Below are 22,148 nucleotides of genomic sequence, written 5' to 3'. Positions count from 1 at the left end.
GCGGTCCCAGTCGGCAATGGCGTCGGAATGCCGTCCGAGAGCCTGCAGGGCATATGCCCGGCAACCGTGAGCCGGAACGAGCGCCGTTTTCGCATCGACGGGTTCGACCTGCTTCGAGTAGATCTCTTCCGCGAATTCGACAGCGCGGTCGGCCACTGACAACGCTTCCTGTGCTCGGCCGGTCTGCCGCAGCAATTCGGCGAGATTCACGGACGTCGACGCGATCACTTCCTGGTGGTCGAGTTCGCCGGGATGTCGAGCGAGCTGTTCTTCGCCGATTTGCAGTGCTTCACGATATGTGGCTTCCGCGCCGGAAAGGTCCATCGTGGAAGTCAGACACAGTCCCAACAGATTCAGCGTGGCTGCGCAGGAAGCCTGAATGCGGTCGTCGCCGCGATCCTCATTGATGATCTGCCGGTACAAGTCCCGCGAACTCTGCAGCAGTTCCACCATCTCTTCGTCGCGTCCCTGGCCCAGCCGAATCACAGCCGCGTTATAGTCGGCTCTCGCCGATTCCAGCCGCCAGTCGACCGACGCGGGAAACTGAGCGGTGAGCTGGCGACAAAGCTCTCGAGCCCGGTCGATGCTGACCAATGCCGCCTCGAAGTCCGTGGACGACTGCATGTTGCTCAGCGAGATCAGCACATTGGCCAGCGCGCCGCGGTCCACTCGTGACTCCGGGTGCTCATGCACCAGCGACTCCAGAATTTCTACCGACTGTCCGATCAGTTCCAGCGCTTCCGGCACGTCGACCGCGGCAAGTCCGTTGTTGTGGAAGATCGTTGCCAGATGCTTTCTGACGACCGGATCGGTCGGGTGCGATTCCTGGACCTGCCGCGCTGTGTCCAGCGCGCGTGTTCGAAACCGTATCGCGTCGTCCGGCAGCAGGAGTCGTCCGGAAGCTGTCGACAGAAAACCGCTGTTGGTCGACAGGTAGCTCAGCCACTGAAGCGGGTTCTCTGATTCAGCAACGAGCCGTTCCAGGATTTCCTGAGCAGGAAGCAGGGCGTCCCGCGCTTCCTGCCATCGCGTCAATCGAATCAGGTGCGCTCCGAAGTTTGTTCGCGTTTCGGCTGTCTGAAACTGGTACTCGGGCTTGTCCGGAAATTCCGCGGCAAGCTGATCGGCCAGCCGGATTCCCTTTTCGAAGGTGGCGTCTGCGTCCGCCGACGCGTTCAGGTCGGACAAGACATTGCCCAGCGACATCAGCAGCCGGTTGTAGGCGTGACGAGTTGATTCGTCGCCGGAATCGCCGTCATCGAACAGTTCTTCGTATTGCCTGACCGCCAGTTCCATCAGTTCACGGCGCTGAGGTCCGGAATCCGGTACGTCCGCCAGCGTTCCAACAGCCAGATCCCAGAGATTCGAGTTCCACGTATCCCGCGCGTGCTGCAGACTGGTTTCGGCTTTCTTCTGCGCGGCTGTCCGGTCGCGAAGACTGTTGCGGAGAACGCCGCTGACGACCCAGCCCGCGACGGAGGACCCTACCAGTGCCATCACGACAACCGCAACCAGCGCCGCAATGGCCGGTCGACGTCGGCACCACTTCCAGGCTCGTTCCGCGACCGAAGCCCGACGCGCGTGAATCGCCTGCCCCAGAATGAACCGCTGCACATCATCCCGCAGCGCGGCGGCCGATGCATATCGCGCGGCGGGTTCCTTGTTCAGGCATTTCAGGCAGATCGTTTCCAGATCACGCGGGCAGCGCGGCTGCAGCGCCGACGGAGCCACCGGGCTGTCTTCGCGGACCTGACGCAGAGTCTCCAGAATCGTCGCACCCTGAAACGGCTGACGACCGGTGATGCACTGGTACAGGACGGCTCCCAGTCCGTACACGTCCGCGGCTGCCGCGACCGACGTCCCGCCGGTGATCTGTTCCGGAGCCATGTAGCCGGGAGTTCCCAGGGCGATACCGGTTTCGGTGCGGTTGTGATCGTAATCCGCGCGGGCCAGGCCAAAGTCCGCGATCTTTGGTTCGCCGTCCAGGATGTCAACCGCCGTCGGGTCATCGTATGCATTGCGAAACAGCACGTTTCCCGGTTTCAGGTCACGGTGGATGATCCCGTTTGCATGAGCGCTTTCCACGCCGTCGGCCAGATGAGCGATCAGCCTGGCCGTCTGGCGGCCTTCCAGCGGTGACGCTTCGATGCGATCCGCCAATGTTCCGCCGTTCATGAATTCCATGGCCAGGTACGGCTGACCATCCTGTTCGCCGGAATCAAACACCTGCACGATGGCCGGATGATTCAGCCGGGCGACAGCATTGACTTCGCGTCGAAAACGAATCAGTTCATCCGCTGTCGCGTGGACTCCCGAACGGATCTGCTTCAGCGCGACGATGCGTCCCAGCGCAACCTGCCGGGCTCGATAGACGACCGCCATGCCGCCCTGCCCGACCTCGTCCAGCAGCTCGTACCCGGCATGAACGCGCAGAGGCACGGCGGCCGGAACGTTCGCCCCCGCGTGCTGGCGCACACATTCGACCAGTGTGTCATCCAGTCCGGCGCAGCTCTCCACCCGGGTGCAGCATTCTTCGCAGGATGCCAGGTGCATTTCAATTCTGCGGGAGGTTGCTTCGTCAAGCCGTCCGACAGCGAAATCCGCCAGCATCGCGTCTTCCGGGTGCTGATCCGGACCGGATACCGCAGTTTGTGGAAAGTCTGTACTCACGTTGGCGTCTCTTTCTTGCGGTCCGGCCGACGGGACTTTGCGGCTGCAGGACATCAGGAACAGAAACCAAATTCCGTCAACGCACCCATCAGTCACAGCACCGAGTGTGCAGAATCCTTTCAGCAATCTCCGGTGTTTTCCGTGAATTGCCGGTCAGTCCGTCAGACCCTCCATTTCCTGACGCAGCCGGCGCAGAACTCGCGATTTGGCAATCAGGACGGCGTTGACGGTCAAACCCAGTTCGTCGGCTGTCTGCTTCGCGCGAGCCCCGTCGAGCACCTGCCGGTGAAATGCCCGCCAGGTGGAAATCGAGAACTCCGGTTCAATGAGTTCAATCAGCCGGCAGGTGACCCATTGGTTGTATTCCTCGTCCCACATCCGAACCAGGTCGTCTTCCGGATCGCGGATCTGCGTGATGTCAGTGCTGTCGGTCGTTCCGAACTGAGTCTTTGTTCGCAGACTGCTGCGGAAGTACCGGCGCACGCGGTTGGTCAGAATTGTTCGCAGCCAGAGCCGAAACGCGCCACGGTTGCCGTTGTGGTCGAAACGCGACAGTTCGGCTGACAGCACAGAAAACACGTCCTGCAGCAGATCATCGCAGTCCTGAGCGGGCACTCCCTGCGACGTTACCACTCGCTGCAGAAACGGTGTGTACAGACTCACCAGCCGAGACCAGGACCCGTCGTCCGGCCGTTCCCGCAGTCGTTCCAGCAGGCTCTTTGGTGTGTCATCCATCGGCCCGATCCGAACACCGATCCGCCCCGGTTCGCTGACCGGCGTTACTTCGCTTCATCCAGTTCCTGAAACACGATGATGGATGGATTGCCCACCGACGCGTACTGGCCGGTGAACTTCAGGCTGCCGGTTTGCCGGTTCACCCGGAACACGGCAACGTGGTCGGCTCGCTGATTGCAGGAATAGAGAAACTGCCCCGTGGGGTCGAAATTGAAGCTGCGGGGATAGTCTCCCCGCGTCCATTCTTCTTCCAGAAACGTCAGCGTTCCGTCAGCGCCGATGGAAAAAATACCGATGCTGTCGTGCAGGCGATTGCCGGCATACAGGAACTTTCCGTCGGCGGACACCAGGATTTCCGAACAGAAATTGCTGCCCTCGAACCCCGGCGGCAGCGTCGAAATCGTCTGCCGCTGACTGAGTCCGCCACTGGTTGCATCGTAGTCAAACACAGCAATGGTCGATCCTTCTTCCTGGATGGAATAGAACCACTTGCCGTTCGGATGAAAGTAGAAATGTCTTGGGCCGTCGCCGGGCGGCAGTGCAACCGAGTGCTTATCAGCCGGCGACAGCGTTCCGCTGCGATCGTCAAACTTCCAGACCAGAATCCTGTCCAGCGCCAGATCGACGTGCAGAACGAACCGACCGGAAGGATCGGCTTCAATCATGTGAGCGTGCGTGCGGTCGTGGCCACTGATGGCGAAGCTGCCGGGAGGTGCGTTGGTGGCCTTTGTCGGGCCGATTTCGCCTTCATCAAGCCTGACGTCTGACGCGTCCTTCAGCCTGCCATCGGGCGCGATCGGCAGCACGGCGATGGAACCTCCGAAGTAATTCGCCACCAGCAGAAATCGCCCCGACGGATGGATACTAACGTATGTCGGCCCTGCTCCGCCGGAACGGACCGTGTTCAGCAGCGTCAGCGATCCGTCCGTTCGGTCGATGGAAAACGCGCTGACGGTGCCTTCATGGTTGTCTCCGGCACGGTCGGTTTCATTGGCGGAATAGATGCGGTCACCCGCTTTGTTCAGTGCCAGACAGCTGGGACTGGTGCCCATTTCGACAATTCCGGCCGCCGTCAGAGCTCCCGTCGTGCGATTGACTTGAAACAGATGAATGCCGCGTCCGTTTCCCGGCGGCAGGTCCACCTGCGTCGGAAGAGTGTCTTTCAGCGGCGCGCTGAACGTTCCGACATAGGCCATCAGTGGACGACTTTGATCACCGGTCTGAGCCTGCAGATTTTCACTGACAAACACCGCGGCGCTGGCAGCGACGAATGCGGTGATCAGAAACGAATGGCGTGCAGAGGCTGGATGCGTCATGGATTCGACTTGTCTGACAGGACTTCAGAAGTTGTTGCGTACCGGGAAATCAGCCGATGAGTCCGGAATCGGTCTGCCGTGATCGACGATGGGCGTTGGTCGGCCGTTGAAGTCCCGAATGAAGACTCTGGACGAATCAATCCCCAGGTGATGGTAGATCGTCGCGAGAAAATCACCGGCACTGCAGATGTGTTCCACAACATCCTCGCCGCGCTTGTCAGTGGCTCCCAGACAGCGGCCCGGTTCGATGCCTCCGCCGGCCCAGATGTTGGAAAACGCGCGCGGCCAGTGGTCGCGGCCGGGCTGCTTCGTACCGGCAGGAGCACTCGCGTTGCCCGCACCGGTGCTCGGCTGATGTTCGATCTTTGGCGTTCTGCCGAATTCTCCCGTGACGACAACCAGCACGCGTTTGTCCAGACCGCGTTCGTAGATGTCTTCGATCAGTGCCGAAACCGCCTGGTCGTAGGCCTGTGCTCGAAACCGAAGGCGTCAAAGATGTGGTGATTGACGGCGTGATCGTCCCAGTTCTGAACTCGACCACACAGCGGACCGCGCAGGCTGCTTGTCAAAACTTCGACTCCGGCTTCGACCAGTCGTCGAGCCAGCAGCAGTTGCTGTCCCCAGGTATTGCGGCCGTAGCGGTCGCGCGTCCGATCGTCTTCCTTTGTCAGATCGAATGCTTCCTTTGTTTTCGGATTCGTCAACAGCGTCATCGCCTGAGATTCGAATTCGTCGAGTGCCTGAAGTTCACGAGCCTGGTCGAAGGCGCGTTCCAGAGTGTCCAGGTTCTGCCGCAGCGACGAACGCCGCGACAGGTGACGGACTTCATTCTGGTCCGACAGCCCGATGTTCGGCACACTGAAGTTCGGCTGGTTGGGATCACCCGTCACGGCAAACGGGGAGTAGGCTTCTCCCAGATACGCCGGTCCGTTGTATTCGGTCGGAGGATCAACGCCGACATACAGCGGCAGCGGATTGGTTCGAGGCCCTGCCTGCGATCGCAGATAGTTGGTCACCGACATCCAGTCCGGAAGTTTCGGTTTGGGCTTGTCGCGTGTATCGGGGTCGCCGGACAGCATCTGCATGGAACCGGCCGGGTGACCGCCGGCTGTCTGGCGCATGGATCTCAGGACCGTGAACTTGTCAGCGATTTTGGCCTGCAGCGGCAGCAGTTCCGTGAAGTGCATTCCCGGCACTTTGGTCGGAATGATGTCAAACGGGCCGCGGTATTCGCTGCCCGCGTTCGGCTTGGGGTCGTACGTATCGATGTGTGAGCAGCCGCCCGGCTTCCAGACCATAATCACGGCTGTTTTTTCGCGGTCGGTCGCAGCCGGACTTTCCGCTCGCAGCCGCAGCATTCCCGGCAGACTCAGCGACGCGAAGCCGGCAAGCCCCATTCTCATGAACCCGCGACGACTGTTCGGCCCCGGGCAGCAGCGATTTGATGACGCGTTAAACGGATGATTCATTTCTGGCCCTCTTCCTCTGGCGATGTGATCCGGATTTTGATGGGTGCCGACACAACGATGTCAACGATGTCCTTCGGTTCGGCGTCCGGCTGAGCACGGTATTTTGCCACGGCGCTGCCATAAAAGGCGACAACATATTCGCCGGGCGGAGTCTTCAGAGCGGCAAGGTCAAACTCGACCTGCGATGCGTCCGCAGTCAGCGGTGCATCGAAGGCGGGATTGCGTTCAAACCCCGGACCGAAAGTCTTCAGACTGATGTTCGCTCCCGAAAACTCGCAGCGCCGCGTGTGAACCAGCGGAATGGCAAGTTTCGTTCCGGCTGCTGCTTCCCACACTTTGCCATCAGCGGCCGCGATCGAGATCGGAGCGAACTCCGTCCCGCTGACCGACACCGGAACGTCGGCCAGCAGTCGGGGACTGGGAATTTCGCTCCACGAATCCGGAACCGGCCATGCCATCGATGTCAGCCGGCAGGGGCGAGTCACGACTTCTCCGGCGATGGTCGCACGTCCGAAAAACGACGCGCTGGTCAGACCGCGCGGCGCATTCTGATCGGCGGTCAGCAGCATGATGCCGCGCGACTGGCCTGCCGGGATCCTCAAACCCGTCGCCGTGACACCGTCGGGAAGGTTCTCCATCGCAAGTTCAATCTCACCATCGAACCCGTCACGGCGCACCACGACAACTTCCAGCGGCATCGTCGCTCCGTTACGCAGCGCCAGAGGTTTCGAAAGTGCGTTGCGGTCACCGTTTCGCAGTTCCATGTGCATTGCCCACGCAACCAGCGCGAAGTCGGGCGCCGCACGTCGAATGATCAGCCGATACACATTGCCGGGATCACTGCGAGTTCCGCCGAACAAATCCGTGAGCTGCAGGCGGTAACGTCCATCCTGCGGGATTTCGACTTTCGCGATGATGTCGGACGACCCGGCGTTGTATGGCGGACCGTCATACGCATAGCCGTTGCTGGACACTTTGACCGGACTGGGAATGTCTGTCAGTTCCGCAATGTCAGTCAGCTTTTCGCCGGTCTCATCTTCGCCGACGTGCTGGACCACGATAGACGGATCGGTGTTGCGCCCCAGCCGCTCCGAGGCCACTTCCACCCACCAGACGTCGCCCTTTGTAGCATTGAATTCAAAGACATCGACGTCCGCTGCGGGAAAGAAGCTGCCTGTGATGTCGCACGGCAGCGAAATCGCTTGAGCGTCGCCGCCGACGTTATTGGGCTCCGCTTCGCCGATCACTGCGTCATCCGTCAGCCCGGTCGGCGGCCAGGAAAAGGAATTCACCGCGGCCGTCGAAGGCAGCCGGCTGACGAAATCGCCTTCCGCCGCGGTTCGAATGACGAGACGATAGAAGTATTCCGGCCCGCCGTTGAACGTCAGGTCGTGAACCTTCACGATGTAAGTGGCGTCGTCGGGAGCGGTGAAGTCCAGCACGCCGCCACGGCGTTCGGCCAGCAGGTCGTTGCCGTTTGCGTCGGCCAGAATCAGCACCGGCTGCAGCTTTGAGTCAATGCCCTTCGCGGCGCAATCCACGACAATTCTCTGACCCGCCGACGCTGCGAACGAGTAGTGATCGACGGAACGGCTGGTCATGGCGGCATTGCAGAGGACACCGGCTTCCAGTGGCATCGCGGTTTCAACGGACGTGTTCGGTCCGGCCTGAGCGGTCTCCGGCAGCACTCCTACACTGAAGACCCGCGACGACGAAAGCCCCAGTTTCGTCATCACGCGCGCTTCGTGAACACCGGCCGGACAGTCATCAGCGATCGCAACAACGTACTCTCTGGGCACCGGCTGGCCGGATTCATCCAGCCTGGCAGTTGCCGTGATGCCGGGGTGCGAAAACCGAAGTTCGTCCGCGTCTTCAAGGTTGTCGCCGGTAATCGTGACGTTAACGGTGGATCCCGCCTGTCCTCCCATTGGCTTCGTAGTCAGCAGCCGCGGAGCCGGCAGGCAAACTGCCTGCCCGAATGCACACGGCACAAGCAGCAGCGAATGCAGCATTGCCGCGGCGCAGAAAACAGTCAGAAGGTTGCGAGTCATCGGTTTGGTATTCGCTTATCAGATTTCTGAGGACACGGCCCCAAAACGTGTACGTTCCGGCAATTGCGGGCGGGCCGCAGGAATTCAGTCAGTGGTTGAACAGGAACTCCTTTGTGTTCATCAATGCCCAGATCAGATCCTGAAAATTCGTCTTAGCCGCCGCAGCCGAATCGATCGGCTGTCCTTCGGCGTTGGTGATGGGTTCGTTCAGATAGTCTGTCGCCGTTTGAAGTTCGTCAGGACGCGGCGGGCGCGAAAGCGCGAGCAGATAGAGTTCCGTGATCTTTTCTTCTGATGGACGGTCGCCTTTCGCGAGTCGGTCGGCTCGTCCGTCGGCCGTCGCGAGTTTGTTTCTGATTTCGGAGGAATTGATCAGGTGCAGGCTTTGAGCGAGGCTGGACGACTGCACGCGTTCGCATTCACAGACGCTTTGGCTGTCCGGGCGACCGAAGACCTGCAGAAACGCGGATGCTTTGTTGTAGCTGTTGTCCGGAAGTGCGATGGCTCGCGTGCCGGCAGGCAGGTTGGGAAAGCTGGTGGTCGCACCGGTCAGGTCGTTGATCGCGTCGAGCAGGACTTCCGCCTGAAGGCGCCGCGGATAGAAGCGGGAGTAGTTCTGTCGATCGACCAGGTTGTGTTCGTTCGGCACGGAACTCAACTGATAGGCACTCGACGTGGCAATCACGCGGACCAGTTCCTTCAGGTCAAAGCCGCTGCTGATGAAGTGCTGCTCCAGAGCCGCCAGCAGTTCCGGGTTTGACGGCGGATTCGTGTCGCGAATGTCATCTTCCGGTTCAATCAGGCCGCGACCGAAAAAGTGCTTCCAGTAACGATTGACGAGTGCCTTCGCAAAGAACGGGTTTTCCGGGGAACTCATCCAGTCCGCCAGCCGCAGTCGCGGGTCTTCATCGGGAGCGATCGTGCCGACATCATCTCCAAACGCTGCGGGCAACAGGTCTTCGCCCGTCTTCACGTTCTTTGAGGTCGCGACGCCTCGCTTGTGGAAGATCAGATCCTCGCCGCGCGTATCCGTGGGCTTGCGTCCGACCTGGCTGAAGAACGCCGCGAAGCTGTAGTAATCGTCCTGGCTCCAGCGTTCGAACGGATGATGATGGCACTGAGCACACTGCATGCGGACGCCCAGAAACAACTGAGCGACGTCTTCAAGCTGCTGCTTCGGTTCTTTGACTCGCTTGTACCACGCCACCGGAGGATTGCCGACGACGGTTCCGGTCGCGGCAAGCAGTTGCCGCACCATCTGGTCGTAGGGAACATTTGCCAGCAGACTGTCTCGAATCCACGCGTGAAACGCGAAGTTGGAAACAATGTCGCTGGCGTCGTCGCGTCGATTCTTCAGCAGCGACGTCCATTTGTTGGCGAAGTAGTCCGCATAGCCCGGACTGCGCAGCAGCGCGTCGACCAACTGTTCGCGCTTGTCAGCGTCGGAGCTGGCCAGGAACTGGGTCGTTTCGTCCAGCGTCGGCAGCCGTCCGGCGATATCAAGCGTCACGCGGCGCAGAAACGTCGCGTCGTCGCAGACGGGTGATGTCGGAATGCCGATCTGCTTCAGATTCGCAAAAACGTGTTCGTCTATGAAGCTGGCTTCGGAAGGCAGGTCGTCAACGGCAGCTCCGAGCGGAACTGCGGCGCTGAAGACGGCCGTTTTCCCCTGATAACGCAGCATCACCGATACTCTGCCGGGAATATCGCTGACGGTGACCAGGCCGGATTCGGAAACCTCAGCCATCGCTTCGTCATTGGATTCGTACAGCGCCAGATCAGTGATGTCACGAATACTGCCGTCGGAATATGTCGCGGTGGAACGCAACTGCTGCCGGCTGTTCATCGCAACGACGCCGCGCGCCGGTTCCACCTGAACGGAGCTGAGTTCCACCGGAGCCGTCGTATCGAACGGCGCGCCATGTTCGATCCATTTCAGAATCTGCTGATAACCCGCGGAGTCTTTCGGCAGTCGCGAACCACCGCCATGCGGCGTACTGCCTGACGCTTTTTGCAGAACCAGACTACGCTTCGGATCGGCCGGAAACAGGCGGCGGCCGCGGCCTTCCTTGACCAGACTGTCATAGTCTTCCCGCGGCTCGAAACCCAGCAGAGAAAGCTGAAACCCGTTCTGTCCGCCGCCGGCTTTGGCATGACAGATCCCGGCATTGCAGCCGGCCTTGGTCAGGACCGGCACGACGTCGTTGGCGAAGCTGACGGAATCAGTGGCGTCGCCGGCCAGCACGGTCGTGCCCGTCAGCAGCGTCGCCGTCGCAAGGAAGACGATGCAGGCTGACGATCGGCGACATCGGATGCAGCGGATGGGGGCCATCAGGTCGTTACCGAAAGCGGCCGGAAATGCTCTGAAGCAGCGGAAGGCAGGTGCAAAGCGGAGGGAATCGCAAGTGGTATCGCACCACAACTGAACGCATTTATCCTAGCAAACAGCGGAACGCGAACCAACGGTCTTTCATCAGCCGAGTTGCCGGCCGGCACCGAAAAAAGTGACACCGCCGCGCCGGTCGATTATCGTGACGACAGAGGGATTCCCGCAAGGAATCGGCAACCCTGCCGTTCAAGGTTCTGTTGCAGCAGCAATCCGTGGTGGCGGCGAACAATCTGCCAGCAAAGACACAAGCCGAACCCCAATCCTCGCCCCGCCTGGCGGCCCGAGTAAAACGGATCGAACAAATGCCGGCGGGTCTTGTCGTCGGTGACTCCTGAACCGTTGTCGTCCACGGTCAGACGGAATGCATGCTGGTCACCCGAATTCAGCGCTACCGTGATCCGGCGTCCGGGTTCGACACCCTCGGTTGCGACAACCGAATTGCGCAGCAGATGCGAAGTCAGCACGGAAACCTGATGAACGTCGACGTTCGCCATGATGGGCGATGCCGGAAGCTCCAGCCGTAGTTCACCGTCCTGCAGACCATGGTTTGTCCTGACCTGATCGCTGGCTTCCTTCACGATCTCACAGACATCACTGCGCTGGAATTGTGGTACCGGCGGACGAGCGAACAGCATGCTGTCGCCGATCATGTCTCGAATTCGCCATGCCTGGGCTCCGATCGTTTCCAGCGCTTCGCGGTAGTCGGCCCCGTCAGTTTTTTTGAGCAGCAGTTGAGTCTGTCCGATGATGCTGCCCAGCGGATTGTTGATCTCATGCCCGGCCCCGGCGCTGAATTCCGCCATCGCCTCCATGTGTCGCGGTTCCGCGAACAGACACTGTCGCTGCGTCGTGCTGGCCAGAATGCGCTGCGTGACCGACGTGACCAGCGCAGTCAGCTCGTCCTGGTTCGAATCAGATTCGTTTCCCGAAAAACTGACAGCGACGGCCGCAAGCCGATCGGGCATCCGCAGCAGAAAATCCGGGCGGTCGATTCCCACGCGCGATGCAAGTGCCAGGATGGAATGGTCATCCAGAAGCGACAGAACGGACTTTCGCTCCTGGCCAACGGACACTTCGATTTCGTGGCTGTCGTCGCGAAAACCGTGAGCCACGATGCATTCGGTTTCGCTGAGAAACACAATCACGGCGGCGGATTCGGCGCGAGCACATGTCAGCCAGGCTGCTGCACAAGCCATGGCCGAATCCTCCGGGGACGGTTGCCCGACAATCGCCCGAAGAATGTCGTCTGTCCAGTCGTCAACGGTGTCATGCTCGGAAGAGTTTTCTGTCATGCTGGCCGTATCGAAACAAAAACAGCGGTCACTCGAAAGTAACCGCTGTTGTTCATGAATCAGAGCGACATGCGTGGTTGTGACCCGCTTTCCGGACGACCGGAACACCGACCATTGATCCCCCGGCCAGGAACCGGCGATGTCTTGGAGTGCGACCGTTCAGTATCGCGTTCGATTCGTTCGAATCTTGCCGATTTCCGTGAAAAGAAAAGCGGCGACGAGTCGCCGCGTTGCAACGACGTCCCCCGCTCGAGGACTACGTCGCCAGTTGTTCGATATCCAGCAAACGGCAGATGCGGTCAATCAACTGATCGACTTCGAATGGCTTCTGCAGGAATTGATCGGCTCCGGAATCCCGCAGATCCTGGATCTTGTCCTGTTCCACCATTCCGCTGATGCAGATGATTCGGACGTCATCCAGTGCCGGATCACTTCGGACTCGCTGGCAGACTTCCTTGCCGTTGATGTCAGGAAGCATCACGTCAAGAACGATGATATCGGGATGGTACTCCTTAACCATCATTCCTGCGTCGAAGCCGTTGTTCGCCGTTCGTACTTCGAAGCGGCCATCGGCCTCCAGAGCGTCCGTGATCAGTTCCACAAGCTGCTCGTCGTCGTCGACGATCAGGGCTTTTCGTTTACCGCTTTCCAGAGCGTCCGTCGGAATGCCGTTGTCCTTCATGAACTTGTAAAGGACATCCCGCGGAATTCGGCGGAATCGGGAACCGGGGACTCGAAATCCCTTTAGCTGACCGGAATCAAAGCAGCGGATGATGGTTTGCTGGCTGACCTTACAGATCTTGGCAGCTTCACCCGTCGTAAAGACTGTTTTCATGCGTCACACATCCATTCTGTGAAGAGCGATGATCTGCCGTCAGGCAGCGTTTCATCGTCCGACCGCGTCGGACACCGTCCGTGTGTCGACGGAATCAGAGAAACCGGGTTTCCGGGCGCTGAATGGCCCAAACACCCTGGGCAAACACAGCGCCATTGCAGTTTTTGCCTTCAAACCATCGAAGCTCGCCAAACCGGCTTGCCGTCGACGGTTCCCCCGGCTCTGCCATTCCTCAACACGACCGATTGTATCTAATCGGGTAAGACGGTCAACGGCAGTTGGACATCGTATATTGCCCTTCTTAGCAAGTCTGCAAAAGATACCGAAACTTTGACACGGAAATCCTGGAAATCCGACCGCGCCAGGTCGTCGGTCACCCGGATCATGCGTTGGCACAGGGCATTGCCTCGCGGATCGACACGGCGACGGTCACGCCGTTGTGGAGGGCTTCAGGTAGATCATCAGCACGGCAATGTCTGCTGGTGTGATTCCGCTGACCCGGCTGGCCTGTCCGACCGTCGTCGGCTTCAGGCGACCCAGCTTTTCCCTGGCTTCGTGACGCAGTTGCGGTACCGCTGCATAGTCGAACGTGTCCGGAATTCGGACGTTGTCGACCCTGGACATTCGAACGATGTCAGATTCCTGCCGTCGAATGTAGCCGGCGTATTGCGTCTCAATTTCGACCTGCGCTTTTGCGCGATCGCAGATGTTCAGGCTGCGAAGTGTTGGCTGCATTTCTTCCAGTTGCTGCCACGTCACCTCCGGTCTCCGCAGCCATTCTTCCAGAGTGCTTCCCTGATGGCGCTGACTGCGGATTGCCGTTGTGGCTCGCTGGAGCTGCTGTTCGTATTCTTCAAACTGACGGCGGCGATCGGCGGTGACGGTTCCCAGTCGGATTCCCAGCGGAGTCAGTCGACGGTCGGCGTTATCCTGGCGCAGCAGAAGCCGATACTCCGCCCGAGAAGTGAACATTCGGTAGGGTTCGTCGACGCCTTTAGTGACGAGGTCGTCGATCAGCACGCCAAGATACGCCTGGCTGCGTTCCAGCACAAATTCCGGCTGCCCGGCGATTTTCCGTGCGGCATTGATTCCCGCCAGCAGTCCCTGCCCTGCCGCTTCTTCATAGCCCGTTGTGCCGTTGATCTGTCCGGCGAAGTACAGCCCTTCAATTCGCCGCGTTTCCATCGTGGCGCGAAGCTGCGTCGGCGGAGCGAAGTCGTATTCCACGGCGTAGCCAAATCGCATGATGTCCGCGTTTTCCAATCCCGGAATCAGGTGAATCATGTGATCCTGCACGTCTCGCGGCAGGCTGGTGGAAATGCCGTTGCAGTAGTATTCCAGAGTGTTGCGGCCTTCCGGTTCCAGAAAGATCTGGTGAGACGTCTTGTCCGCGAACCTGACGACCTTGTCTTCGATCGACGGACAATACCGCGGACCGGTTGATTCGATCTGGCCGGTGTACATCGGAGCCCGGTGCAGGCTTGCTCGAATCACGGCATGCACTTCAGGCGTTGTCACCGTCAAGTGACAGTCCATCTGCGGCTGTTCGATTCGCTCGGTGAGAAATGAAAACGGCTGTGGACTGTTGTCTCCCGGCTGAACTTCGCACCGCGAGAAGTCGATCGTCCTTCCGTTGATTCGAGCGGGCGTTCCCGTCTTGAATCGCTGCAGTTCGAATCCCAGGTTCGTCAGCGCGCCGGAGATTCCGTGAGCCGCCTTTTCTCCCGCGCGGCCGCCTTCGCTTTTCGATTCGCCGGTGTGCATCACGGCCTTCAGAAAGGTGCCGGTCGTCAGAATCACAGCCTTCGCGCGGTAGACGCCGGATCCTGCGACGTGAACACCGGTGACGCGGCCGTCTGCAGTTTCAATGCCCTCAACGAGTTCCTGACGGAGGCTCAGGTTCGCCTGCTGTTCCACGCGCAGCTTCATCGCGAATTGATAGGCTTTCTTGTCGGCCTGAGCTCGCGGGCTTCGCATCGCCGGCCCCTTGCCGCTGTTCAGCATGCGGAACTGGATGCCGGTTTCGTCGATCACGCGGCCCATTTCGCCGCCCAGCGCATCGATTTCGCGGACGATCTGACCCTTCGCGACGCCGCCGATGGCCGGGTTGCAGCTCATCTGGCCGACAGTGTCACAGCTCATGGTCAGCAGAGCCGTGCTGGCTCCCAGCCGCGCAGCCGCCAAAGCCGCTTCGGTGCCGGCATGCCCGGCACCGACGACCACGACGTCGAAGTTATAGCGATCCGGCGTCGCCATGAGTTCTGTCCGGCCGGCGGTCGCTCTATCCGCCGGAAAGCCCCTGAATTACACTCTCCCGCAGTCCGTCCGCATTCCTGTGAGAGAACGCTGAGTGTAGCTGAGTCTCGCCAGGACGATACTGCCGGCGACTGGAATTGGTACCGCCCGGTGCGAGGCCAGCCGGGCAGCGGAGTTTTCGAGCGTCAGAGCGCCTGAGCCGGCAAGGATGCGCAGAGCCGTTCCTGGCTGTGTGTCCGGGCGCCGACGCGGTGTCGCCTCGTTCCCAAAACCTACGATTTTCGCGAAGGATCGCGTCAACTTGGCTGGCTATCGAGAACATGTCAGCGTCAGCGGAATGCTGGGCATCGGATATGCCTTCGCAGCCATCTTCCTGCTTGGCTTCACCGCCGTTCAGGCCGCCATCGCCGCGATCCTGACATGGGTTGCCGGAATGCTGCCCGATCTGGATTCCGAAACCGGACGACCGATTCGAGAACTTTTCGGAGTCACTGCGGCCTTTGCTCCGCTGTTGTTGCTGCAGCACACGAGTACTCTGGGCGTTTCCGGCGACAGACAGATGCTGTTCGCATTGCTGCTCTATGGCGGCGTTCGCTATGGCGGAGCCGCGATTTTGTCGAAGCTGACCGTCCATCGAGGCATGTTTCACAGCATTCCCGCGCTGCTGATCGCAGGGGAACTGACCTACCTGTTTTACCACAGTGAAGACCGTCGAGTGCGATTGCTGATGGGCGTCGGCGTGGGAATCGGGTTCCTGTCGCACCTGATTCTGGACGAAATGTATAGCGTCCAGTGGGATGGAGTTCGCGTGAAACTCAAGAACTCCGCCGGCAGCGCACTGAAGTTCTTTGGCCCGGAAGCGTGGCCAAACGGTCTGGCACTCGGACTGTTGGTGTTTCTGTCCTACGTGTGCCTGCACGATGCGGGGCTGATTCGCGACGCGACCGTTCAGCCTGCCCCGGAGATGCTGCACATCACGTCGGAACTGGATGACGCTCCTTCGTTTCGCATGGCTGATGAGCCAAAGCCGACGACGTTTCAATAGCGCCGATGGCGCGGTTGGAATCGGCTGACTACACAGCTCAGCGTGACCGCGCCGCACCTGCGATGTCTGTAAATTCAGCCTGCGAAATCGTTCACCCGCCTACGAAGCGGAAATCGCCTGGCCCAGCGGCAGCAGGACGTCCTCGATCACGAACTTTTCCATGAGTTCCTCAGCTTTCGCTCGCAACTGCGTCAGGCGATCGGCGAACGACGCATCGTGTTCCATGCTGCCGTATTGTCTGACCGTAAAGTAAACGCTGATCAGGTCTTCCGGAAAATCGTTGCGCCGGACATGGTAGGCGTTGGTGCGAGTTTCGATCAGCAGTCTGGCCTGCAGGCGGCAGGATTCGTCGAGCCCGATGGTCAGCGATGGCTCAAAATTCAGGACGGACGCCCCCTCAACTTCCAGCAGACCGTCGAACGCCGCTGTCGTGCCCAAAGCTTTTGCAACAAGCGCATCGTGGTTGCCTCGGTAGGCGAAGTCGAAGCCCATCATGTAGTCCAAAGCTTCGCAGTCCAAAGGACTTACGGTCAGCATGTACGGGACGAGTTCCAGGATCAGCCGGTGTTGAGCTTCCACGGCGTCCATGTCCGTGGGATTCACGCAGCCGCTGCAGATTCGCCGCGATTCCATCGAAATCCAGCGGTGTTGCGGCTGATCCTTGTCTTCTTCCAGCACAAAGTCGCCGTTTTCACGCGTGTAGAAGTTCCGCATCGTGGGATAGGACTTCTGCACGCGTCCAAAAAAGTCCAGCAAAGTTTCACGAGCGTTGGGAAGAGGCATCTCCGTGTTGAGATGCATGTTGACGTAGAATTCGTGGGCCAGCGAACTGAATTGGTTCATGAACGTAACTCCGTGCCAGAGTTGGCAAAACGATATGTTCGGCACTCACGCAAACGGGCCGGCAGCCCGGATGGAGACCTCTGTACCGGAGAGATTTTTGAGACGGGAAAACGCGGGATTCTAGGAATCTGCTGCAGACCGGTCAAAGACAACGTATCGCCGGAACGGAAGATGCTCGCATTCCGTAAACGAAATCCGATACGTCCGCTACGGGTGACGCCTGCCGTCCCGGGATTTCCTGTACGTCCCGGACTTCCTGTGCAAGGTTGCAGACGCGGACGGCAGTGATTCGTCGCTGACGACCAGCCGTCCGGCGGTCGGATAACCGTCGAACGCCATCTGCGCCGGTTCATCCATTCCTGCGACTGCGAAACTGATGCGATCGCCTGGCCGAACTGGTAGGATTTCTGAATAGAACGGCATCAACATCCGCTCTCTCCTGCCCGCCTTCCCAGCCGCCGGGAACTCGCTATGCGTCACTTCCCTTTCCGGATCTCGAATCGCTTCCCGTCGTGGCATACCGTCGTCGTCTTGACGGGATTGCTGATGCGTCCATTGGCCGGTTCGGCGGCCGACGAGCCGGTCGACTACGCCTCCCAGATCAAGCCGTTGCTTTCCGACCGATGCTTTGTGTGCCACGGTCCTGACACCGAAAACCGCCAGGCGGGCCTGCGGCTGGATCTTCCGGAGGGCATCGTCGCCCCGCTGGAATCCGACCCCGATGCCCGCGCAGTTGTGCCCGGAAACGTCGCGAGTAGTCGGCTTGTGCAGCGGATCATGTCGAACGATGCCGACGACATGATGCCGCCCTCGGGGTCGAAACTGTCACTTTCCGCGGACGAAAAGGAACTGATTGCTCGCTGGGTCCGGGAAGGAGCGAAGCTGTCGCAGCACTGGTCGTTCAGCCCGATCGTCGCTCCACAGATTCCGGTTGTTAAGAACCCGGCATGGTGTTCGAATCCAATCGATTTTTTCATCGCTGCCCGCTGCGATCAGGCCGGGTTGTCGCCCAATGATCCGGCGGCGCGCGAGGCGATCATTCGGCGAGCAACATTCGACCTGACGGGGCTGCCGCCGACCATCGAGGAGATCGATGCCTTTCTGGCCGACGATTCCGACAACGCGTACGAACGTGTCATCGACCGTCTGCTTGCGTCGGACTCCTACGGAGAACGCATGGCGACCGAATGGCTGGACGTCGCCCGGTACAGCGACACCTATGGCTATCAGGTGGACCGCGACCGCTTTGTCTGGCCGTGGCGAGACTGGGTGATCGGCGCATTCAATCGCAACCTGCCGTTCGACGACTTCATCACCGAACAACTGGCCGGTGACCTGCTGCCGAATCCAACAAAGGAACAGATCCTGGCAACCACCTTCAACCGCCTGCACGGTCAAAAGGTCGAAGGCGGCAGCGTGCCGGAAGAGTTTCGCGTCGAATACGTGGCCGATCGGACTCAGACAGTCGGTACGGCCTTTCTCGGGCTGACAATGGAATGCTGCCGCTGCCACGATCACAAGTACGACCCGATCACGCAGCGCGAGTACTATCAACTGTTCTCCTACTTCAACAACATCGATGAGGCCGGGTTGTATTCGTACTTCACCGACGCGATCCCGACTCCAACGCTGCGGCTGACAACGGACGAGCAGGAACGGCATCTCGCGGAAGCGACGGCGGCCGTCGAAGAAGCGGAACGCAGGCTGGTGGACTATCTCCGGTCGGTGCCTTCGTCGACGGGCGAAGGTGACAACCACACCGGAGGACACGCCATCGCGGCATCGCTCCCCAACCAGCTTGCTCATCTGGATTTCGAAGACGGGGCCGTCGGTGAGAACAAGTCCGTGACGGACGCTGCTCGCGGTGGAAAAGTCGTGAAGCTGACCGGCGACCACGGCATCGATACCGGCGTCGGCAACTTCCCGCGTTGGCAGCCGTTCTCCGTTTCGCTGTGGCTGAATGTTCCGAAGGATTACGAACGAGCCGTCGTGTTTCATCGTTCCCGGGCATGGACCGACGCCGGCAGTCGAGGATACGAGCTGCTGATTGAAGGCGGTCGTCTGAGTGCGGCACTCATTCACTTTTACCCCGGCAATGCGATCCGGGTGCAGGCCGCCGACAAGCTGCCACTGAACACCTGGACTCACGTTTCAATGACGTGGGACGGTTCCAGCCGAGCCAATGGTCTGCATCTGTGGGTCAACGGCGAGCCCGCCCCGATTCAGGTTGTGCGAGACAACCTTTACAAGAACATCACCGGCGGAGGCGGTGACACAATCACGATCGGAGAACGCTTCCGCGACATGGGTCTCGCCGGAGGGATGGTTGACGATTTCCGCGTCTTCGATCGAGAACTCACGAAAGCCGAACTGGCGACTCTGTATGACGGCCTGGCTTCAGCGCCCGGGGAACCAGCAGGCAACAGCGCAGCCGATTCACAGATCCATCGTCCGGACGAACTGCGTGCGGAACTTCAGTCCCGCCGCGAAGCGCTGTGCCGGCTGCAGGATTCGTTCGAAGAAATCATGGTGATGCGGGAACTTCCTGAACCGCGGCCGGCATTCCTGCTGACTCGCGGAGCCTATGACGCTCATGGAGAACCCGTCACCGCAAATGTGCCCGCGTCGCTGCCTCCGCTGCCCGGCGGAGCACCGAACAACCGCCTGGGTTTCGCAAGGTGGCTGACGTCGCCGCAGCATCCGCTTACCGCGCGAGTTGCCGTGAATCGCTACTGGCAACTGTGTTTCGGAAATGGACTGGTTCGCACTCCGGAGGACTTCGGCAGCCAGGGAGCCAACCCGACGCATCCGCTGCTGCTCGACTGGCTGGCCGCTGATTTCCGCGAGAACGGCTGGGACGTCAAGCGGCTGTTGAAGCAGATCATGATGTCGTCGACCTATCGACAGTCCAGCGCCGCAACTGCCGAAAACCGCCGTATCGACCCCGACAACCTGTGGCTTTCACGAGCACCCGTGTACCGCCTTCCCGCCGAAATGCTGCGCGACAACGCGCTGGCCGTCAGCGGGCTGCTACACAACCAGATCGGCGGTCCACCGGCGAAACCCTATGAGCTGGAAGCGGCCTTCAAGCCGTCAACGCCGGATACCGGCGCTGGCTTGCATCGCCGCAGCCTGTATACCTATTGGAAGCAGACCGCTCCCGCGCCGATGATGACGACGCTGGATGCGGCCAAACGGGAAGTCTGCCGGATGCGCCGAGAACGGACGTCGTCGCCGCTGCAGTCGCTGGTTGTCATCAACAGTCCGCAGTTCATTGAGGCCGCACGAATACTTGCCGATCGGCTGATCCGGCAGCACGGAAACGATGAAGCCGCGATCGTCGACGACATGTTCCGACGGCTGACGGCACGGCATCCGGACGATACCGAACGCGACTCACTGCTCGCTTTGTTCGAACAGCAGCAACGACACTTCGCGGACAATCAGGATGCCGCGAAAGCGTACCTGGCCGTCGGTGAAGCCGTCGCGCAGTCCGAAGACAGTGTGGCTCTCGCCGCGTGGACCAGCGTGGCCAATACGCTGTTCGCGTACGATGGCTGTATGATGAGAAGATAATGACGTGGTGAGGTTGTTGCTGGTTCTTGTCGTGTGAGACAACTCGGAAAGTGTTTCAATGAATTTCCCGAACCTGCTCCGTTGCACCGGCTTCACCCCCACCGCCGGACTTTCACGACGCCACATTCTGCGGCAGTTCGGCATGGGACTTGGCGGACTGGCGATAGCGGAAATGCTGGCGTCCAGTCAGGCTGGTGCCGCCGTTTCGCACTTGACCGCGAAGGCCAAGCGAGTCATCTGGCTATTTCAAAGCGGCGGGCCGTCGCAGATGGATCTGTTCGACTACAAGCCGCTGCTGAATGAAAAGCACGGCACCGAGCTTCCGTCCGAAGTTCGCATGGGACAACGGCTGACGTCGATGAGCGGTAACCAGGCGACTCTGCCCGTCGTCGGTTCGCCGTTCAAGTTCGCGCAGTACGGCGACAGCGGAGCCTGGCTGAGTGAGATTCTGCCACACACGGCGGAGATCGCTGACGAGTTATGTTTCGTGAAATCGATGCATACACCGGCGATCAACCACGGTCCCGGAGTTACCTTCATGCAGACCGGTTCCCAGTTCGCCGGCCGACCCAGCATGGGAGCCTGGCTGGACTATGGTCTCGGCACCGAGAACCAGAATCTGCCGGCATTTGTGGTGATGGTCACAAGGGACAAAGGCGGCCAGCCGCTGGTCTCGCGCCTGTGGGGAAGCGGGTTCCTGCCGTCGAAGCACGAAGGCGTCCGCTTTCGAGCGGGAACTGAACCCGTGCTGTACGTCAACAACCCGAACGGGATCGACGGAATCGCAAAACGACGCATGCTGGACACACTGAAGGCTCTGCACCAGCATCAGGAACGAGACGCCATTGATCCGGCAATTGAAACTCAAATCGCTCAGCACGAACTGGCGTTTCGAATGCAGACGTCGATTCCCGAAGTGACGGACCTGTCGTCCGAGCCCGATCACATTTTCGAACGCTATGGCGACGATGCTCGCCGGCCCGGCACATTTGCGGCCAATTGCCTGCTTGCACGGCGGCTGTGCGAACGCGGTGTTCGCTTTGTTCAGTTGTACCACCCGGGCTGGGATCAGCACGGCGGATTGCCCGGCGGCATTCGAACGCAGTGCCGTGAAACCGATCAGCCGGCGGCGGCGCTGATCGCCGATTTGAAGCAGCGAGGTCTGCTGGAAGATACGCTGGTGGTCTGGGGCGGTGAATTCGGTCGCACGAACTACTGCCAGGGTCATCTGACGGAAAACTTCGGCCGCGACCACCATCCCCGGTGCTTCACAATGTGGCTCGCCGGAGGAGGCGTCAGGCCGGGTATGAGCTTCGGCGAAACCGATGAATGGTGCTACAACATTGCGACCGATCCGGTTTCCGTTCACGACCTGCACGCCACGATGCTGCACCTGCTCGGCATCGATCACGAACAGTTGACCTATCGATATCAGGGCCGTCGTTTCCGGCTAACGGACGTGCATGGTGAATTGGTGGAGCCGATCATGGCGTAACCGCGGACGAATCCGCGACAATCTCCCCGTCATTCCCGCGCAGGCGGGAAACCGGTCCGCGCACGCCGGCGTGACTTGATCACAGAGAACGCGGAGGCGCGGCGGAAACCGGAGTTTTGCAAATTGTGTTTCTGCGCGGCCCTCTGCATATCGGCCATCGGTGCGTTAGAGTGCGC

14 protein-coding genes are annotated in these 22,148 nt (G+C 60.1%); 3 read left to right on the top strand and 11 right to left on the bottom strand.

Annotated features, from left to right (window positions below):
* From R3C19_04035 to mnmG, 10 genes are all read right to left on the bottom strand, one after another.
* A partial coding sequence (locus tag R3C19_04035; GenBank protein ID MEZ6059513.1) for a protein kinase occupies window positions 1-2,670 on the bottom strand: 2,670 nt, incomplete at its 3' end.
* Window positions 2,671-2,823: 153 nt separating this feature from the next.
* Entirely contained in the window at window positions 2,824-3,405 is a 582-nt protein-coding gene (locus tag R3C19_04030) for a sigma-70 family RNA polymerase sigma factor (GenBank protein MEZ6059512.1), read from the bottom strand.
* A gap of 44 nt (window positions 3,406-3,449) precedes the next feature.
* Complete coding sequence (locus R3C19_04025; protein ID MEZ6059511.1) at window positions 3,450-4,721, bottom strand: lactonase family protein; 1,272 nt, start codon at window positions 4,719-4,721, stop codon at window positions 3,450-3,452.
* A gap of 24 nt (window positions 4,722-4,745) precedes the next feature.
* Entirely contained in the window at window positions 4,746-5,138 is a 393-nt protein-coding gene (locus tag R3C19_04020) for a DUF1501 domain-containing protein (GenBank protein ID MEZ6059510.1), read from the bottom strand.
* Between the two features lie 23 nt (window positions 5,139-5,161).
* A complete protein-coding gene (locus R3C19_04015) occupies window positions 5,162-6,190 on the bottom strand; it encodes a DUF1501 domain-containing protein (GenBank protein ID MEZ6059509.1) in 1,029 nt (342 codons plus the stop codon).
* Window positions 6,187-8,241 (bottom strand): PPC domain-containing protein, encoded by a 2,055-nt coding sequence (locus tag R3C19_04010; protein ID MEZ6059508.1) that lies wholly within the window; start codon window positions 8,239-8,241, stop codon window positions 6,187-6,189. Before R3C19_04010 ends, R3C19_04015 begins: the two co-directional genes overlap by 4 nt.
* An 88-nt stretch (window positions 8,242-8,329) precedes the next feature.
* Window positions 8,330-10,573 (bottom strand): DUF1553 domain-containing protein, encoded by a 2,244-nt coding sequence (locus tag R3C19_04005; protein ID MEZ6059507.1) that lies wholly within the window; start codon window positions 10,571-10,573, stop codon window positions 8,330-8,332.
* Between the two features lie 194 nt (window positions 10,574-10,767).
* The gene (locus R3C19_04000; GenBank protein MEZ6059506.1) at window positions 10,768-11,826 is read right to left on the bottom strand and encodes a HAMP domain-containing sensor histidine kinase; all 1,059 of its coding nucleotides are present in this window, start codon (window positions 11,824-11,826) and stop codon (window positions 10,768-10,770) included.
* A 352-nt stretch (window positions 11,827-12,178) separates the two neighbouring features.
* On the bottom strand, window positions 12,179-12,757 hold the full coding sequence (locus R3C19_03995) for a response regulator (GenBank protein ID MEZ6059505.1): 579 nt from the start codon (window positions 12,755-12,757) through the stop codon (window positions 12,179-12,181).
* Window positions 12,758-13,186: 429 nt separating this feature from the next.
* The gene (mnmG, locus tag R3C19_03990) at window positions 13,187-15,013 is read right to left on the bottom strand and encodes a tRNA uridine-5-carboxymethylaminomethyl(34) synthesis enzyme MnmG (protein ID MEZ6059504.1); all 1,827 of its coding nucleotides are present in this window, start codon (window positions 15,011-15,013) and stop codon (window positions 13,187-13,189) included.
* A gap of 301 nt (window positions 15,014-15,314) precedes the next feature.
* Between mnmG and R3C19_03985 the strand changes: the two genes are divergently transcribed.
* A complete protein-coding gene (locus R3C19_03985) occupies window positions 15,315-16,058 on the top strand; it encodes a metal-dependent hydrolase (GenBank protein MEZ6059503.1) in 744 nt (247 codons plus the stop codon).
* Between the two features lie 99 nt (window positions 16,059-16,157).
* On the opposite strand, the gene R3C19_03980 is transcribed toward R3C19_03985, so the two are convergent.
* On the bottom strand, window positions 16,158-16,901 hold the full coding sequence (locus R3C19_03980; GenBank protein MEZ6059502.1) for a hypothetical protein: 744 nt from the start codon (window positions 16,899-16,901) through the stop codon (window positions 16,158-16,160).
* A 471-nt stretch (window positions 16,902-17,372) separates the two neighbouring features.
* Between R3C19_03980 and R3C19_03975 the strand changes: the two genes are divergently transcribed.
* Together R3C19_03975 and R3C19_03970 are read left to right on the top strand one after the other, a co-directional pair.
* Window positions 17,373-20,477: a DUF1553 domain-containing protein gene (locus tag R3C19_03975; GenBank protein MEZ6059501.1), complete on the top strand. Its 3,105-nt coding sequence runs from the start codon at window positions 17,373-17,375 to the stop codon at window positions 20,475-20,477.
* A gap of 58 nt (window positions 20,478-20,535) precedes the next feature.
* Window positions 20,536-21,972 (top strand): DUF1501 domain-containing protein, encoded by a 1,437-nt coding sequence (locus R3C19_03970; GenBank protein MEZ6059500.1) that lies wholly within the window; start codon window positions 20,536-20,538, stop codon window positions 21,970-21,972.
* Window positions 21,973-22,148 lie beyond the last annotated feature (176 nt).

This window comes from Planctomycetaceae bacterium, assembly GCA_041398785.1.
Classification (GTDB): domain Bacteria; phylum Planctomycetota; class Planctomycetia; order Planctomycetales; family Planctomycetaceae; genus JAWKUA01.
This window is presented reverse-complemented; position numbering and strand designations above follow the sequence as displayed.

What these genes read in the sequence shown, in the direction of transcription:
- R3C19_04015 (MEZ6059509.1), bottom strand. Translation starts at nt 6,190, where the DNA reads ATGAATCATCCGTTTAACGCGTCATCAAATCGCTGCTGCCCGGGGCCG.
- R3C19_03970 (MEZ6059500.1), top strand. Translation starts at nt 20,536, where the DNA reads ATGAATTTCCCGAACCTGCTCCGTTGCACCGGCTTCACCCCCACCGCC.
- R3C19_03995 (MEZ6059505.1), bottom strand. Translation starts at nt 12,757, where the DNA reads ATGAAAACAGTCTTTACGACGGGTGAAGCTGCCAAGATCTGTAAGGTC.
- R3C19_04005 (MEZ6059507.1), bottom strand. Translation starts at nt 10,573, where the DNA reads ATGGCCCCCATCCGCTGCATCCGATGTCGCCGATCGTCAGCCTGCATC.
- R3C19_04010 (MEZ6059508.1), bottom strand. Translation starts at nt 8,241, where the DNA reads ATGACTCGCAACCTTCTGACTGTTTTCTGCGCCGCGGCAATGCTGCAT.
- R3C19_04000 (MEZ6059506.1), bottom strand. Translation starts at nt 11,826, where the DNA reads ATGGCTTGTGCAGCAGCCTGGCTGACATGTGCTCGCGCCGAATCCGCC.
- R3C19_03980 (MEZ6059502.1), bottom strand. Translation starts at nt 16,901, where the DNA reads ATGAACCAATTCAGTTCGCTGGCCCACGAATTCTACGTCAACATGCAT.
- R3C19_04025 (MEZ6059511.1), bottom strand. Translation starts at nt 4,721, where the DNA reads ATGACGCATCCAGCCTCTGCACGCCATTCGTTTCTGATCACCGCATTC.
- R3C19_03975 (MEZ6059501.1), top strand. Translation starts at nt 17,373, where the DNA reads ATGCGTCACTTCCCTTTCCGGATCTCGAATCGCTTCCCGTCGTGGCAT.
- mnmG (MEZ6059504.1), bottom strand. Translation starts at nt 15,013, where the DNA reads ATGGCGACGCCGGATCGCTATAACTTCGACGTCGTGGTCGTCGGTGCC.
- R3C19_04030 (MEZ6059512.1), bottom strand. Translation starts at nt 3,405, where the DNA reads ATGGATGACACACCAAAGAGCCTGCTGGAACGACTGCGGGAACGGCCG.